Origin of the sequence: Paraburkholderia sp. BR10954 (assembly GCF_040965775.1) — a bacterium.
Taxonomy (GTDB): Bacteria; Pseudomonadota; Gammaproteobacteria; order Burkholderiales; family Burkholderiaceae; genus Paraburkholderia; species Paraburkholderia youngii.
In genome coordinates this window covers 184,629-199,000 of record NZ_JBFRCK010000012.1, presented here as the reverse complement: position 1 = coordinate 199,000, position 14,372 = coordinate 184,629, and the positions used below count along the sequence as shown (strand labels likewise).

The window sequence follows — 14,372 nt, the reverse complement described above, 5'->3', positions numbered from 1 at the left end:
AGCTCGACATGCCGACCGCGATGCCGGGCAACATCCACGTCGTGCCGCTACGCAATGCCGACGCGACGAAGCTCGCGCGCACGCTGCGCAGCATGCTCGGCAAGGGCGGCGGCGAGGGCTCGTCGGGCGGCGCGAACGAGGCGAACTCGTTCAACCAGAACACGAGCGGCGGCGGCGGCGCCGGTGGTGGCGGCGGTGGCGGTCTGTCGAGCAGCAGCTATTCGACGGGCTCGTCGGGCACGCCGCCGTTGCCGTCGGGCGGCCTCGGCGGCGGCTCGATGAACTCGCCGATGGGCGGCGGCGCTTCGGGCTCGAGCAGTAATACCGGCGGATTTCTCGGCGGCGACAAGGAAAAGAGCGAGGATCAGGGCGGCGGCATGATTACCGCCGATTCCGCGACCAACTCGCTGATCATCACCGCGCCCGAAGCGACGTACCGCAACTTGCGCGCGGTGATCGACCAGCTCGATGCGCGTCGCGCGCAGGTGTATATCGAGGCACTGATCGTCGAGTTGAACTCGAATACGAGCGGCAACCTCGGCATTCAGTGGCAGGTCGCGAACGGCAATCTGTTTGCCGGTACCAACCTGGCGACTGGCTCGGGCAACAGCATCATCAACCTGACGGCCGCGGCGGCCGCGGCTGGTTCGACCGGCGGTCTCGCGACGGCGCTAGGCAGCCAGGGCCTGCAACAGGGCTTGAACGTCGGCTGGATCCACAACATCTTCGGCGTGCAGGGTCTCGGCGCACTGCTGCAGGCGCTGTCGCAGACCGCAGACGCGAACGTGCTGTCCACGCCGAACCTGATCACGCTCGACAACGAAGAGGCGAAGATCATCGTCGGTACCAACGTGCCGATCCAGACCGGTTCGTACTCGAACCTGACGAGCGGCACGACGAGCGCGGCGTTCAATACGTTCGACCGTGTCGACGTCGGTCTGACGCTGCACGTGAAGCCGCAGATTACCGACGGCGGCATCCTGAAGCTGCTGCTCTACACGGAAGATTCGGCGATCGTGAACGGCACGAACAACGCGGCGACAAACCCGGCGGGCCCGGAATTCACGAAGCGTTCGATCCAGTCGACCGTGCTGTGCGACAACGGCGAGATCATCGTGCTCGGCGGCCTGATGCAGGACAACTACCAGGTCAGCAACAGCAAGGTGCCGCTGCTTGGCGACATTCCCTGGCTGGGCCAGCTGTTCCGCTCCGAGCAGAAGACGCGCAACAAGACTAACCTGATGGTGTTCCTGCGCCCGGTCATTCTCGCCGACCGCGACACCACGCAGGCCGTCACGGCGAACCGCTACGACTACATCCAGGGTGTGCAGGGCGCGTACCGTCAGGATAACAACGTCATGAGGGATCGCGATGATCCGGTCGTGCCGCCGATGCCGCTCGGCCCGAGCCAGGGCGGGGTGCCGGCGATGAACCTGTTCGACCTGAACCAGATGCGCCGCCAGCAGATGATGCCGCAGCAGGCACCGCAACAGGTGCCTCAACAGGTACCGCCGCAGGCCGTACCGCAAGCCGGCGCGCCGGCCGTGCCGCAAGCTGGCGCGCAGACCACAACCCAACCCGTGCCGCAGACGGTGCCGCAAACCATGCCGCAACCGGCCGTCGTCGAGCCGGCGACCGGCCCGGTGCCGAGCACGGTGTCGCCGGGAGCGCGTCCGTGACGCAGATGCCCGCGCAAACCGCGCCCTCGCAACGTCCGCTGAACGGCGATGCCGCGGCCGGCGAGCGCGCGGCACCCTCGCCGCTTGCCGCCCGGCTCGTGCCATACGGTTTTGCGCGCAGCGGCCAGATTCTGGTCGCGCATCAGCATGCCGATAGCCTCGAAGTCTGGATCAGCGAACGCACGAGCGAAGCCGCGCTTGCCGAAATCGCGCGCAACTACGGCGTAGTGTCGGTCGTGCGCGTGCCCGCCGACGATCTCGCGCAGGCGATCAACCAGGCCTATGCGCGCCAGGATGGCAGCGCCGCGCAGGTGGTCGGCGAAGTGGAAGGCGAAGTCGATCTGTCGCGGCTGATGCAGGACATCCCCGAGGTCGAGGATCTGCTCGAATCGGAAGACGACGCGCCGATCATCCGCATGATCAACGCGCTGCTCACACAAGCGGCGCGCGAGCAGGCATCGGATATCCATATCGAGCCGTTCGAGAATGCGTCGGTAGTGCGTTTTCGCGTCGACGGCACGCTGCGCGACGTGGTGCGGCCCAAGAAAGCGCTGCACGGCGCGCTGATCTCGCGGATCAAGATCATGGCGCAGCTCGACATCGCGGAAAAACGTTTGCCGCAGGACGGCCGCATCACGCTGCGCGTTGGCGGTCGTCCGGTCGACGTGCGGGTATCGACGCTGCCGACGGGCCACGGCGAGCGCGCGGTGCTGCGTCTGCTCGAGAAAGACGCGGCGCGGCTCAATCTCGAAGCGCTCGGCATGGCATCCGACACGCTCGGCCAGTTCGACAAGCTGATCGGCAAGCCGCACGGCATCGTGCTCGTGACCGGCCCGACCGGCTCAGGCAAGACGACGACGCTGTATGCGTCGATGTCGCGACTGGAGACGGCAACCACCAACATCATGACGGTGGAAGACCCGATCGAATACGACCTGTCCGGCATCGGCCAGACCCAGGTCAACGAGCGGATCGGCATGAGCTTCGCGCGCGCATTGCGCTCGATTCTGCGTCAGGACCCGGACGTCATCATGATCGGCGAAATCCGCGACCTCGAAACCGCGCAGATCGCGGTGCAGGCATCGCTGACCGGCCACCTGGTGCTCGCCACGCTGCACACGAACGACGCGGCATCGGCCGTCACGCGTCTGACCGACATGGGCGTCGAGCCGTATCTGCTCGCCTCGTCGCTGCTCGGCGTGCTCGCGCAGCGGCTGGTGCGGCGACTGTGCCCGGTGTGCCGAGAAGAGCGCACCGAGGAAGACGGCAGCAAGCGCTGGCATCCGGTCGGCTGCGACCGTTGTGGCCAATCCGGTTACGCGGGACGCCGCGGCGTCTACGAGCTGCTGCTGATCGACGAAACGATCCGCTCGCTGATCCACCGCAACGCGGCCGATGCCGAAATTCTCGAAGCGGGCCGCGCCCAAGGCATGCGCACGCTGCGCGAGGATTCGGAGCGCTGGCTCGCATCGGGACTGACGTCGCTCGAAGAAGTGATTCGCGTGACGGGCGGAGCATAAGCGCATGCCGGCATTCCGTTTTGAAGCGATCGACGCGGCGGGCAAGGCACAAAAAGGCGTGCTCGACGCCGACAGTGCGCGCGGCGCGCGCACCAACCTGCGTTCGCAGGGACTCACGCCGCTCGTCGTCGAACCGGCGGCGTCGCGCACGCGCGGCGAGCGCAATCAGCGGCTCGCGCTCGGGCGTCGTCTGTCGCAGCGCGAGCAGGCGATTCTGACGCGGCAGCTCGCGAGTCTGCTGATCGCGGGCCTGCCGCTCGACGAAGCGCTCTCGGTGCTGACCGAGCAGTCGGAGCGCGACTACATCCGCGAGCTGATGGCGGCGATTCGCGCCGAAGTGCTCGGCGGTCATTCGCTTGCGAACGCGCTGCAGCAGCATCCGAAGGATTTCCCCGAGATCTACCGGGCGCTCGTCGCGGCCGGTGAACACACGGGCAAGCTCGGCCTGGTGCTGTCGCGGCTCGCCGATTACATCGAGCAGCGCAATGCCCTGAAGCAGAAGATCGTGCTGGCGTTCACGTATCCGACGATCGTCACGATCATCGCGTTCGGCATCGTTACGTTCCTGCTCAGCTATGTGGTGCCGCAGGTCGTCAACGTGTTCGCGAGCACCAAGCAGCAACTGCCGTTTCTGACGATCGTGATGATGGCGCTGTCTGGTTTCGTGCGGCACTGGTGGTGGGCGATGCTGATCGGCGTGATCGTGGTCGTCTATCTGGTGCGCGCGACGCTCAGGCAACCGGGGCCGCGTCTTGCCTTCGACCGCTGGCTGCTGACCGCGCCGCTGCTCGGCAAGCTGGTGCGCGGCTATAACACCGTGCGCTTCGCCAGCACGCTCGGCATTCTGACCGCGGCGGGCGTGCCGATTCTGCGCGCGTTGCAGGCCGCGGCCGATACGCTCAGCAACAACGCAATGCGCGAGAACATCGACGATGCGATCGTGCGGGTGCGCGAAGGTACGTCGCTGTCGCGCGCGCTCGGCAACACGAAGACGTTTCCGCCGGTGCTCGTGCACCTGATCCGCTCGGGTGAAGCGACCGGCGACGTGACGACGATGCTCGATCGCGCGGCCGACGGCGAAGCGCGGGAGCTGGAGCGTCGCACGATGTTCCTGACGAGCCTGCTCGAGCCGCTGCTGATTCTGGCGATGGGGGGCGTGGTGCTCGTGATCGTGCTTGCGGTGATGCTGCCGATCATCGAACTGAACAACCTCGTGCAGTAGCAGCAGCCGTAGCGCGAGGAAGGAAAAGAAAGGATTTGCGCGGCGTGCCGTATCAGCCGCGCAACCGCTTCAAGTTTCAGCGCACGTAAATGGTGGGACCGCTGGAATTGGCGGGCAGGAAGATTTCCGAGTGGGCGCCGTTGCGGTCGATGATGATCGAGCGGGCGCGAACTTCGGAGAGCCTCGTGCCTTGCATCAGCGTGCTGCCGAGCGACACCGCGTGCGGCGGCTCGCCACCGACGCTGACGATCGCCGCGGCGCCTTCGCTCAACGCGAGGATGCCGAACAGATGGATGTCCTGATTGACGTTGCGCGCGAGCTGTCCGCCGAACAGCGTCGCGGCCTGGTCGGTCGAGACCTGCGCGTGTGCGGCGGCAGCCGGTAGCGGCGCGCCGGACATCGTGGTGAGCGTGATGACCCAGTAGGTGAGCGTCGCGCAGAAAGCGGCGAACAGCGCGAGCGACAGGAGGCGGATTTGGATGGCGTTCATGCGCACATTGTACGGACTATTGTGAATATTGCGGTGGGTTGAAAGCCTTCAACTGCATGACATTAAAATGACCGGCCCGGCGTGTTCAATCTGACAACCCGAGCCGAAAATTTCACCTGAAAAGAGGTAGCAAGCTATGCAACTGTCGACCATTCGCCGCGCTGACAACGCGGGTTCACGCGGCCGTCGTCAACGCGGGTTCACGCTGATCGAAATCATGGTCGTGATCGCGATTCTCGGCATTCTCGCCGCGCTGATCGTGCCGAAGATCATGAGCCGTCCGGACGAAGCGCGGCGCGTCGCCGCGAAGCAGGACATCGGCACCGTGATGCAGGCGTTGAAACTCTATCGCCTCGACAACGGCCGCTATCCGACCCAGGAACAGGGCCTGCGCGCGCTGATCGAAAAACCGTCCACCGACCCGGTGCCGAACAACTGGAAGGACGGCGGCTATCTCGAGCGTCTGCCGAACGATCCGTGGGGCAACGCGTATCAGTATCTGAATCCGGGCGTGCACGGTGAGATCGATGTGTTCAGCTACGGCGCCGATGGCAAACCGGGCGGCGAAGGCAACGATGCCGACGTCGGGTCCTGGCAATAAGCACGCTTAACAGAGCATCCCGTCAGGCTCGATGATGTTCACGCACGCGCCCTCGTTGCCACTGGGTTGGCCGCTGGTTTCACCAGGCGCCCTGCCCGCCGCGCCGCAATTTGCGTGGCCCGACGAAGCGTGCGTGCTTCACCGATGCATTGCTGTTTGAATATTCGTTGATCGTCGATGGCCGGCACTATGCGCACGTCCGCTTGCAAGTCCCGCGTGGACACTCCGTGTACGGCTTCACGGCCGCGCTCCCGGCAACGCCGCGGCCGCGCGGCTGGCTTCACGCTGCTCGAAATGATGGTCGTGCTCGTGATCGCGGGTCTGCTCGTGTCGCTGACCGCGCTGACGATGACCCGCAATCCGCGCACCGATCTGAACGAAGAAGCGCAGCGTCTCGCGCTGCTGTTCGAATCGGCTGGCGACGAAGCGCAGGTGCGGGCGCGGCCGATCGCGTGGCAGCCGTTCGAAGGCGGCTTCCGTTTCGATCAGCGCACCCAGGACGGCTGGCGTCCGTTGCGTGACGATCTGCTCGGGCCGCGTAAGTGGGAAGGCGGCGTGACCAGTGTCGCGATCAGTTTCCCGGGTTCGGATTCGCACGCCGATCGCATCGTGTTCGGTACCGAGGCGATCGACGTGCCGGTGCAGGTCACGCTGTTTTCGGCGGCCGGACAGGCGACGATCGTCAGTACCGGCAATGGCCGCTACGAGGTGCGCTGACATGCGGATGCGACGTTATGGCAGGCCCGCCCATGCCTTTTCTCTTTGCAACACGCGCGCTATCGCGTGCCGCAACCAGCGCGGCTTCACGATGATCGAGGTGCTGGTCGCGCTCGCCATCATCGCGGTGGCGCTTGCCGCGTCGCTGCGCGCGGTCGGCAGTCTGGCGAGCGGCGAAGCGGATCTGCACCGGCGTCTGCTCGCCGGCTGGAGCGCGGACAACGCGCTCGCGGACCTGCATCTGAAGCATGCATGGCCGGACATCGGCTCGACGAGCTTCGATTGCTCGCAAGGCAATCTGCAACTGCGCTGTACCGAGCATGTGACGGCGACGCCGAATCCGGTGTTTCGCCGTGTCGAAGTGATGGTGACGATGCCCGGCCAGTCCGGCAATCTCGCCCAGATGGTCACGGTGGTCGCGAATGAAATCAACCGCTCGCTGTGAGCGCCGCCGCCGTTACGGCGCGCGCGGCTTCACGCTGATCGAACTGCTGGTCGCGATCGCGATCCTCGCGGTGATCGCGGTGCTGTCGTGGCGCGGGCTCGATCAGATCATCCGTGCCCGCTCGACGATCACGAACGCGATGGAAGACGAGCGGGTGTTCGCCCAGCTGTTCGACCAGATGCGCATCGACGCGCGCCAGGCCGCCAGCGACGACGAAGCCAGCCAGGCCGCGGTCTCGGTCTCCGGCAACACGCTGCAGATCGTGCGGCACATGGTGCTGCCGGGCACCGCGCCGCGTCTGCAGGTGGTGCGCTATCAGATCTCGAACGGCCGCGTGGTGCGCTATGCGTCGCCGCCGATCGGCAACGTCGGCGACTTGCGGCGCGCGTTGCACGGCAGCGACGAAGATTGGACCGCGGTGCCGCTGATGGGCGGCGTCGGCTCGATCTCGGCGCGCATGTATGTGCCGAAGCTCGGCTGGACCATCCAGATGAACGACGTGCAAACCGCGATGAACCAGGCCGTCAACAATCTGAAGGTGCCGCAACTCGGCAACGCGCCGATGCCGCGCTCGGTGACGGGGCTCCAGGTCAGCATCGGCGCGACATCGCTCGCAAAGCCGGTCACGCGCGTTTTTCTGGTCGGAGAATGACATGACGTTCTCCTCGTCGTTGCCGAAGAAGTCCCCATCCGCTTCGCGCGCACGTGCACGCGAGCGAGGCGCCGCCATCATCAGCGCGCTGCTCGTCGTCGCGTTGTCGGCGATCCTCGTGTCCGGCATGTTGTGGCGCCAGCAGGTGCAGATCCGCCGCATCGAGAATCAGCGGCTGCTGTCCCAGGCGCAATGGGTCGCGCGCGGCGCGCTCGACTGGACCCGGCTGATCCTGCGCTCCGAAGGCGACACGTCGGCGGGCATCACGTATCTGGGCGGCTTGTGGGGCGTGCCGATCGCGAAAACGCGGCTGTCGGATTTTCTCGGCCAGATCGGCGAGGTGCGCGCTGAGCAAGGCGCGGCCACGTACCTGTCGGGCTCGATCGAGGACGCGCAGTCCAGATTCAATCTGCGCAATCTGGTCGCGAGTCCGGCGCCCGGCGTGACGCAAATCAGCGCCGAGCAGATGGCCGCGTATCAGCGCCTGCTGGTGTCGCTCGGCCTGAGCGGGCAGCTGGCCAAAGTGACCGCGCTGCACGTGCGCGCGGGGCTCTCACAATCGGCGACGCGCTTTCAGACCGGCACGTCGATCAGCAGCTCGCCGCACGTCGGCGGCGGCGGGATGACGGGCGGCAACTTCACGAACCAGCCCGGCATCGAGGACGGCGAGGACGACGTGGCGGTCGCGCCGCTCTTGATGACGGGCGTCGATTCGCTGCTCGACATTCCGGGCTACACACCGGAGATCGTCGCAAAGCTGCGGCCGTTCGTCACCGTGCTTCCGACCGTCACCGCGATCAACATGAACACCGCGTCGGCCGAAGTGATCGCGGCGGTGGTGCCGGGCATGACCGTGTCGCAGGCGCAGGCCTTGGTCGCGCGGCGCCAGACCGTGTTTTTCCGCAACGCCGGCGACGTGCAGCTCGCGCTGACCGCCGCCGGCGTGCAATCGGCGTCGATCGATCCGAATCAGTTCGACGTCAATTCGAGCTACTTTTTAGTCCACGGCAGTGTGCAGCACGAGCGCGCCGAAGTGGATCGCACGACACTCGTCTATCGCGATCCGCTGACTCACACTACGCGTATCGTGCGGGTACAAGACCAACTATGAATAACGCAATCCACAGAGAGAGTGGCCTTTGAGCACGCTGATCGTCCTATTGCCGCCGCGTGATCCGGCGGTGCCCTCGCAGGAGTGGCAACTGCCCGAGCTGCCGTTCGTGCTGCTCGACAAGGCCGAGCGCACGCAGCGCGCCGGGCGCTCGGCGCTCGCGCTGCTGCCGCGCGCGAACACGACGGTGCTGATGGTCGCCGCGCGCGACCTGCTGCTGATGCCCGCGACGCTGCCGCCGCTGCGCGGCCCGAAGCTGCGCCAGGCGCTGCCCAATATCGTCGAGGATCAACTGATCCAGGACCCGCAGACCTGTCATATCGCGGTCGATCCGCAGGGGCTTGGGGAAGGCCGGCACCTGCTCGCGATCATCGATCGCGGCTGGTTCCGTTTCATCTGCGAGGCGTTCACGGCGGCCGGTCATCGCAGCCTGCGCGCGGTGCCGGTCACGCGTTGCCTGCCGCCGGCGCCGGTGATCGAAGTCGCCGCGAACGTCGACGAAACCGCCGAGGCGCGCGAGCCGGTGATGGCTGGCGCGGCGAGCGTCGCGACGTCGCTGCCGGGCGTCGCGCCGGTGGTCGCGCCCGAAGCGCCGTCCATCGTGCCGATGGTGGCCGCGGTGCTCGGTGCGGTCGTGCAGACCGCGCCCGCGCTGCTGGTCGAAGGCGCGGTCGACAGCGGCGTGCCGCGCGTCGAACTGGCGATTGCGCGCGGCGTGCAGGGCGAGGGTCTCGCGGCCCCGGCCAATGCGGTGAACGCGACCCTCTCCGCACTGGCGGGAGCGGCGCCGGTGTCGCTGTACATGCTGACCGAAGTGCCGGGTAACGAGCCCAACCACCCCACGACGAGTCCCGCGCGGCTCGCCTCGCATATCCACGGCGCGAGTCCGCTGCCGTTCGAGCAGCTCGCTCGGCGCGCGCTCGAATGCCGCTTCGACCTGTGCCAGTTCGAATTCGCGTCGCAGCCGTGGCGCCTCGATCGCGCGACGCTGCGGCGTCTGCGTTTGCCGATCGTTCTCGCGGTCGCCGCGCTCGTCGTCGCGATCATCGGCGCGAACGTGCAGTGGCTGATGCTCGCGCGTCAGCGCGACGCGATCAACGCGCAGATGACGGAGCTGCTGCTCAACACGTTCCCGAAGACGACCGTCGTGCTCGACGCGCCCGATCAGATGGCGCGTCAGGTGCAACAGCTGCGCGTCGCGGCGGGCGAGCTGTCGCCGGAGGATTTCCTGTCGCTCGCCGACGGCCTCGCACGCTCGTTGCCGCCGCTGCCGGTCAACGGCATCGCCGCGCTCGACTATCACGAGCACCGCCTCGACGTGACCTTCAAACCCGCGATCAAGGTCGACCCCGACTTCGCCAAGCGCCTCGCGCGCAACGGCCTGACCGGCGCGATCGACAGCAGCACCGGCAAGTGGACCATCAGGAACGGACAATGAAAGCTGAACTCGCTCAAACATGGGCTGGCTTCTGGGACCAGCGCACCGATCGCGAAAAGGCGCTGCTGACGTGGGGCGGCGCCGCGCTCGCGGTGGCGATCGCGTGGTCGGTGCTATGGGCGCCCGCGCAGGAAGGCCGCGCGCATTTGCGTCAATCGCTGCCCAGCCTGCAGCGGCAGCTCGCGCAGATGACCGCGCAGGCGAACGAGGCGCGTTCGCTGTCGGCGGCTGCGCAAGGTGTCGCGCCGACCGGCGCGGCGCTGAAGGACGCGCTCTCCGCATCGCTCAGCGAGCATGGACTTGCCGCGACGCAGGTGCAGTTCGTCGGCAACGCAGTGCAGGTGCAGATGAAAAACGTCGCGTTTCCGGCCTGGACCGCGTGGGTCGATGACGTGCGAAAGCAGTTCAAGGTGCAGGTCTCCGAGGCGCATATCAGCGCGTTGAAAGACGACGGCCAGGTGGATCTGACGGTCGCGCTGCAACCGTCGAGCACGAAATAACGACGCGCCGCTCGCTACAGGATCTCGCATGAATTACTGGATGTGGCGCCTGCGTAGGGCGCTGCCGTGGCTGGTGGTCGCCGTTTTGTCGGTGGCCGCCGTGACGCTCGCGCTGCTGCCGGCCGCGTGGATTACGCCGCAGTTCGCGCGCCAAACGCACGGGCACGTCAATCTCGTCGACGCCGAGGGCTCGCTGTGGCACGGCTCGGCGACGCTGATGCTGGCCGCCGGCTCCGATATGAGCGCGGCGACGCTGCTGCCTGGGCGGATCGAGTGGCGCACCGCGTTCTGGCCGCTTTTCACCGGACGCGTGCGCATGGTCATGCGCCATAGCGAGGCAATGCCCGACCCGATCACGGTCGATGCGACGCCGCGCGGCGCAACCGTCACGCCGGGCGTGCTCGCGGTGCCGGCGTCGCTGCTCGCGGGCCTTGGCGCGCCATTCAACACGCTCGATCTGCAGGGCAATGTGCAGTTGTCGTGGACCGACTGGCGCAGCTTCAACGGCGAAGCGTTCGGCCAACTGACGATGACGCTCGACGACGTCAGCTCGCGTGTGTCGCTCGTGAAGCCGCTCGGGTCGTACCGGGTCAGGTTTCAGGCGCAGGGCAAGTCGTCGGCGCTCGATCTGAGTACGATCAAAGGACCGTTGACGCTGACCGGCAGCGGCACGATGTCGGCCGCATCGACGTCGTTTCGTGGCACGGCGAGCGCCGCGCCGGAACAGCATGACAACCTCGCCGGCCTGCTGAACCTGCTTGGCCGGCCGAGCGGGCCGGATACGGTGGCGCTGACGTTCATGCACTGAGGTGCGCTTCGCGCGCGTAGCGGGATGAAAAAAGAGGCATGGCCGCGAATCGCGGTCATGCCTCTTCTATATTGCGATTCCGCTGCGCGGCGGGCGCAGCGGGCAATTATTTGCTTTGCACCCGCGCTGGCGGCGCATTGCCCTGTGCGATGGACGCCGCGCCGACTGCCGCTGCCGCAGCCGCCGGAGCCGATGCCGGCAGCGGCGCGGGCGCCGCGACATCGCCGGTCTCGCGATTCATCTGCGACGCATCCCAGCCGCCGCCGAGCGCCTTCACGAGCCCCACCGACGACACCATCCGCTGCCCGGCGATATTCTCGAGCTTCTGTTCGGCCGTGAACGCCGTGGTCTGCGCGGTCAGCACGTTGACGAAGCCGACCGTACCCGCCTTGTACTCGTTCGTCACGATGGCGAGCGCCTGGCGCGCGGAGTCGACCGCCTGCCGCTGCACGACGATTTCCTGCTCGAGGATGCGCAGCGACGCAAGGTTGTCCTCGACGTCCTGGAACGCGGCGAGCACCGTCTGCCGATAAGTCGCGACATCCGCGTCATAGGTGGCGCGCGCGGCCTCGGTTTGGGCCTTGCGCAGGCCGGCGTCGAAGATCGTCCCGGCCAGTTGCGGGCCGAGCGTCCAGAAGCGCGACGGCAACGTCAACAATTGCGAGAACACCGAGTTCTCGAAGCCTCCGGTCGCCGACAGCGTGAGCGACGGGAAGAACGCGGCGATCGCCACGCCGATCTGCTCGTTGGCCGCCGCGGCCTTGCGTTCCGCCGATGCGATATCCGGCCTGCGTTCGAGCAGCGCGGACGGCATCTGCGCGGGCACGGCGGGCGGCGTCGCGGTGAGCGGCATCGGCGGCAGCGAGAACATCGACGCGGGCACGCCGATCAGCACCGCGATCGCGTGCTCGTCCTGCGCGCGCTGGATGCCGTTCTCGATCGCGGCGGCCTGCGCCGATTGCAGCTGCGTTTGCGCCTGGATCACGTCTGAGCGCGCGGCGACGCCGGCCGCGTACTGATTCTGCGTGAGCTGCAGTGAGCGCTGATAGGCGAGAACGGTGTCGTCGAGCAGCTTCTGCGTGGAGTCGAGCGCGCGCAGCAGGAAGTAGGTCTGCGCGAGCGTTGCCTGAGCGGACAGGCGCGCGTTTGCGAGTTCGGCGGCCGCGCCCTGCTGGCCGGCTTTCTGTGCGTTGACCGAGCGCGTGACCGAGCCCCACAGGTCCGGCTCCCAGCTCGCCGTCATCTGGACGTTGAAGCTGTTATTGATGCCTTCGCGACTCGTCGCCGTCGTCGCATTGCCGCCGGTTTGCGCGCCGTTGCCCGAGCGGGTCGCGCCCGCCGACGCACCGATGGTCGGGAAGTACGCGGCCCGCGCTTCGCCGACGAGCGCGCGCGCCTGCCGGTAGTTCGCGGCAAATTGCGCGATGGTCTGGTTCGCTGCGTTGAGCTTGTCTTCGAGTTCGTTGAGCTTCGGGTCTTCGTAGATCGCCCACCAGTCGCCGCGGTCGTGTTGATCGGCGGGCTCGGCAACCTTCCAGCCGGGCGCGGCCTCCTTGAACGACGCGGGGATCTCGGTGGCCGGCCGCTGATAGTTCGGGCCGACCGCGCAGGCGGCGACGAGTGCCGCGCAGGCCGCGCTGACGGCAAGGGACAGGACGCGCGGCGCAAATGCCCGCGCGCGCGAGATTCGAACAGACTGCATGCAATGAATTCCTTCTGGCCGCCGCGGTATGGCAGGGAACGGCGCCACCGGCCGGGCGAGATCGTGGTCTGCCGGAATGTTAGCGTATGGGCCCGCGCGAGCGCGGGAAACCGAAAGCTGAAAGGTTAATGCGAGGCGGTGCGCAGGTGTGTTACTTGCGGTGACGCGATGGTTACGCGTTGTTACCGGCGGAGCGAGGAGCAGCGGGTTTGCGGTGTTTGAAATGGCGAGAAAGGCGCGGCGAATCGGTACCCCTTCAGAGCCTCGTTTCCGTTGATTGGGTCTGCTGGCGTTGACGCTGACGCTGACACGCGAGCCTGCCAGCCGCGGCCCGGCACGACGCACCACCGGATGCGAGGCAAGCGTTGCCGCTGTTGGCTGTCGCGGCGACGACGTTTTCCGTCTCAATCGCGAAGTTTTCCTTCGGCAATACGATTTCGCTGGATTCCACGATTACGGCGTTGTCCTTCTTCGCCCGCTTCGTTTCCCGTCGATGCTCGGCCCAAGCGAGCAGCGCGACGCCCACCGACCCGCCCGGCAGCACGAACAATCCCGCGAATAGCGCGAGCTTCCACCAGCGGTGCCGGCCCTGGAAGCTATGGAGTGCGGAATCGGTCAGTGAGCGGCTGAGGCCGCCAAGCGTGTTTTTGAGGTACAGCATCGGGGTAATCCTTTGGCGCGCGTCGCGAGGCGGGCGGCGTGCGGTCGATCGGTCAGAACATGGTCTCGAATGGCGCAGGACGCGCGAAACTCATTGCCTGTCATAATATTGACCATGCAAGCAAATTTCAAGTTACTGTGCGGCGCAAAAGATGCGACTGTTGTTTTTAGGTCGGCTCGTTGCGCACCGCAAAATGTGATTTGACTTGTCTGCTTAGGCAGCTAAACTTCGTCTTGCGTGGATGTTTCGGATACCCCATGGTTGATGGCCCCTACAAAGCGGACGAAGTCGAGCTCACGAGCAGTCTTGGCTACTACCTGACGAAAGCGCGCAATGTGCTGGTCGAGCGCACGGACCGTGCGGTCAAGCCGCTCGGACTCACCGCGCAGCAGATCGGCGTGATTCTGATGCTGTCGTCGCGACGCGCGAGTACGCCTTTCGAGCTGTCGCGCGCGATGTCGTACGACAGCGGCTCGATGACGCGACTGCTCGATCGCCTGGAAAAGAAAGGCTTCGTCGTGCGCACGCGCAGCAACGACGACCGACGCATGGTGAAACTGGAGCTGACACCGCAAGGCCACGAGGCCGCGCGGCAACTGCCGAACCTCGGCGCGACCGTGCTGAACGACCAACTGCGCGGCTTTACCGCCGAGGAGCACGCGACGCTGATTCATCTGCTCGCCCGTTTCATCGCAAATGGTCCCGAGGGGGAAGCCGACGTGGGTTGCGGACCGGTGTCACCGCCGGACGAGCCGCGGCGATGAGCCGAAGCGTGCGTCGAGGCGCGATCGTCGTCGGAGGGTGGCGGCGCTTCATCACGAAGTAC

At 66.5% G+C, this 14,372-nt stretch carries 15 protein-coding genes; 12 read left to right on the top strand and 3 right to left on the bottom strand.

All coding sequences use genetic code 11. The features are described from left to right. From gspD to gspF, 3 genes are all read left to right on the top strand, one after another. Positions 1-1,679, top strand: a 1,679-nt coding sequence (gspD, locus tag AB4Y34_RS18980) for a type II secretion system secretin GspD (protein ID WP_368716848.1), incomplete at its 5' end; no start/stop codon positions are given. Between the two features lie 5 nt (positions 1,680-1,684). Beyond that, on the top strand, positions 1,685-3,199 hold the full coding sequence (gene gspE, locus AB4Y34_RS18975; RefSeq protein ID WP_368622997.1) for a type II secretion system ATPase GspE: 1,515 nt from the start codon (positions 1,685-1,687) through the stop codon (positions 3,197-3,199). A 4-nt stretch (positions 3,200-3,203) separates the two neighbouring features. After that, positions 3,204-4,421: a type II secretion system inner membrane protein GspF gene (gene gspF / locus AB4Y34_RS18970; RefSeq protein WP_176380597.1), complete on the top strand. Its 1,218-nt coding sequence runs from the start codon at positions 3,204-3,206 to the stop codon at positions 4,419-4,421. 76 nt (positions 4,422-4,497) lie between these two features. Here gspF and AB4Y34_RS18965 read toward each other — a convergent pair whose 3' ends face one another. Continuing rightward, positions 4,498-4,911 carry a type II secretion system protein N gene (locus AB4Y34_RS18965; protein ID WP_176109897.1) on the bottom strand — a complete coding sequence of 138 codons (414 nt, stop codon included), beginning with the start codon at positions 4,909-4,911 and terminating at the stop codon, positions 4,498-4,500. Between the two features lie 136 nt (positions 4,912-5,047). Here AB4Y34_RS18965 and gspG point away from each other — a divergent pair, with 136 nt between their 5' ends. From gspG to AB4Y34_RS18925, 8 genes are all read left to right on the top strand, one after another. Continuing rightward, positions 5,048-5,512 (top strand): type II secretion system major pseudopilin GspG, encoded by a 465-nt coding sequence (gspG, locus tag AB4Y34_RS18960; protein WP_176380598.1) that lies wholly within the window; start codon positions 5,048-5,050, stop codon positions 5,510-5,512. 177 nt (positions 5,513-5,689) lie between these two features. Then, positions 5,690-6,229 carry a GspH/FimT family pseudopilin gene (locus tag AB4Y34_RS18955; RefSeq protein ID WP_176380599.1) on the top strand — a complete coding sequence of 180 codons (540 nt, stop codon included), beginning with the start codon at positions 5,690-5,692 and terminating at the stop codon, positions 6,227-6,229. 1 nt (position 6,230) lies between these two features. Continuing rightward, on the top strand, positions 6,231-6,674 hold the full coding sequence (gspI, locus tag AB4Y34_RS18950) for a type II secretion system minor pseudopilin GspI (RefSeq protein ID WP_176380600.1): 444 nt from the start codon (positions 6,231-6,233) through the stop codon (positions 6,672-6,674). After that, positions 6,652-7,326: a type II secretion system protein J gene (locus tag AB4Y34_RS18945; RefSeq protein ID WP_184226173.1), complete on the top strand. Its 675-nt coding sequence runs from the start codon at positions 6,652-6,654 to the stop codon at positions 7,324-7,326. Before gspI ends, AB4Y34_RS18945 begins: the two co-directional genes overlap by 23 nt. A 1-nt stretch (position 7,327) precedes the next feature. Continuing rightward, entirely contained in the window at positions 7,328-8,437 is a 1,110-nt protein-coding gene (gene gspK, locus AB4Y34_RS18940) for a type II secretion system minor pseudopilin GspK (protein ID WP_368716847.1), read from the top strand. 28 nt (positions 8,438-8,465) lie between these two features. Continuing rightward, a complete protein-coding gene (gene gspL, locus AB4Y34_RS18935) occupies positions 8,466-9,875 on the top strand; it encodes a type II secretion system protein GspL (protein ID WP_368716846.1) in 1,410 nt (469 codons plus the stop codon). Beyond that, positions 9,872-10,375, top strand: coding sequence for a type II secretion system protein M (locus AB4Y34_RS18930; RefSeq protein ID WP_176380604.1), 504 nt, complete (start codon positions 9,872-9,874; stop codon positions 10,373-10,375). The genes gspL and AB4Y34_RS18930 overlap by 4 nt, the downstream gene beginning before the upstream one ends. A gap of 28 nt (positions 10,376-10,403) precedes the next feature. Further along, on the top strand, positions 10,404-11,183 hold the full coding sequence (locus AB4Y34_RS18925; RefSeq protein ID WP_176380605.1) for a type II secretion system protein N: 780 nt from the start codon (positions 10,404-10,406) through the stop codon (positions 11,181-11,183). Positions 11,184-11,289: 106 nt separating this feature from the next. Here AB4Y34_RS18925 and AB4Y34_RS18920 read toward each other — a convergent pair whose 3' ends face one another. Together AB4Y34_RS18920 and AB4Y34_RS18915 are read right to left on the bottom strand one after the other, a co-directional pair. Beyond that, positions 11,290-12,885 carry an efflux transporter outer membrane subunit gene (locus tag AB4Y34_RS18920; protein WP_176380606.1) on the bottom strand — a complete coding sequence of 532 codons (1,596 nt, stop codon included), beginning with the start codon at positions 12,883-12,885 and terminating at the stop codon, positions 11,290-11,292. A 256-nt stretch (positions 12,886-13,141) separates the two neighbouring features. Beyond that, positions 13,142-13,546, bottom strand: coding sequence for a hypothetical protein (locus AB4Y34_RS18915; RefSeq protein WP_368716845.1), 405 nt, complete (start codon positions 13,544-13,546; stop codon positions 13,142-13,144). Between the two features lie 257 nt (positions 13,547-13,803). Between AB4Y34_RS18915 and AB4Y34_RS18910 the strand changes: the two genes are divergently transcribed. Beyond that, positions 13,804-14,310: a MarR family winged helix-turn-helix transcriptional regulator gene (locus tag AB4Y34_RS18910; protein ID WP_368716844.1), complete on the top strand. Its 507-nt coding sequence runs from the start codon at positions 13,804-13,806 to the stop codon at positions 14,308-14,310. Positions 14,311-14,372 lie beyond the last annotated feature (62 nt).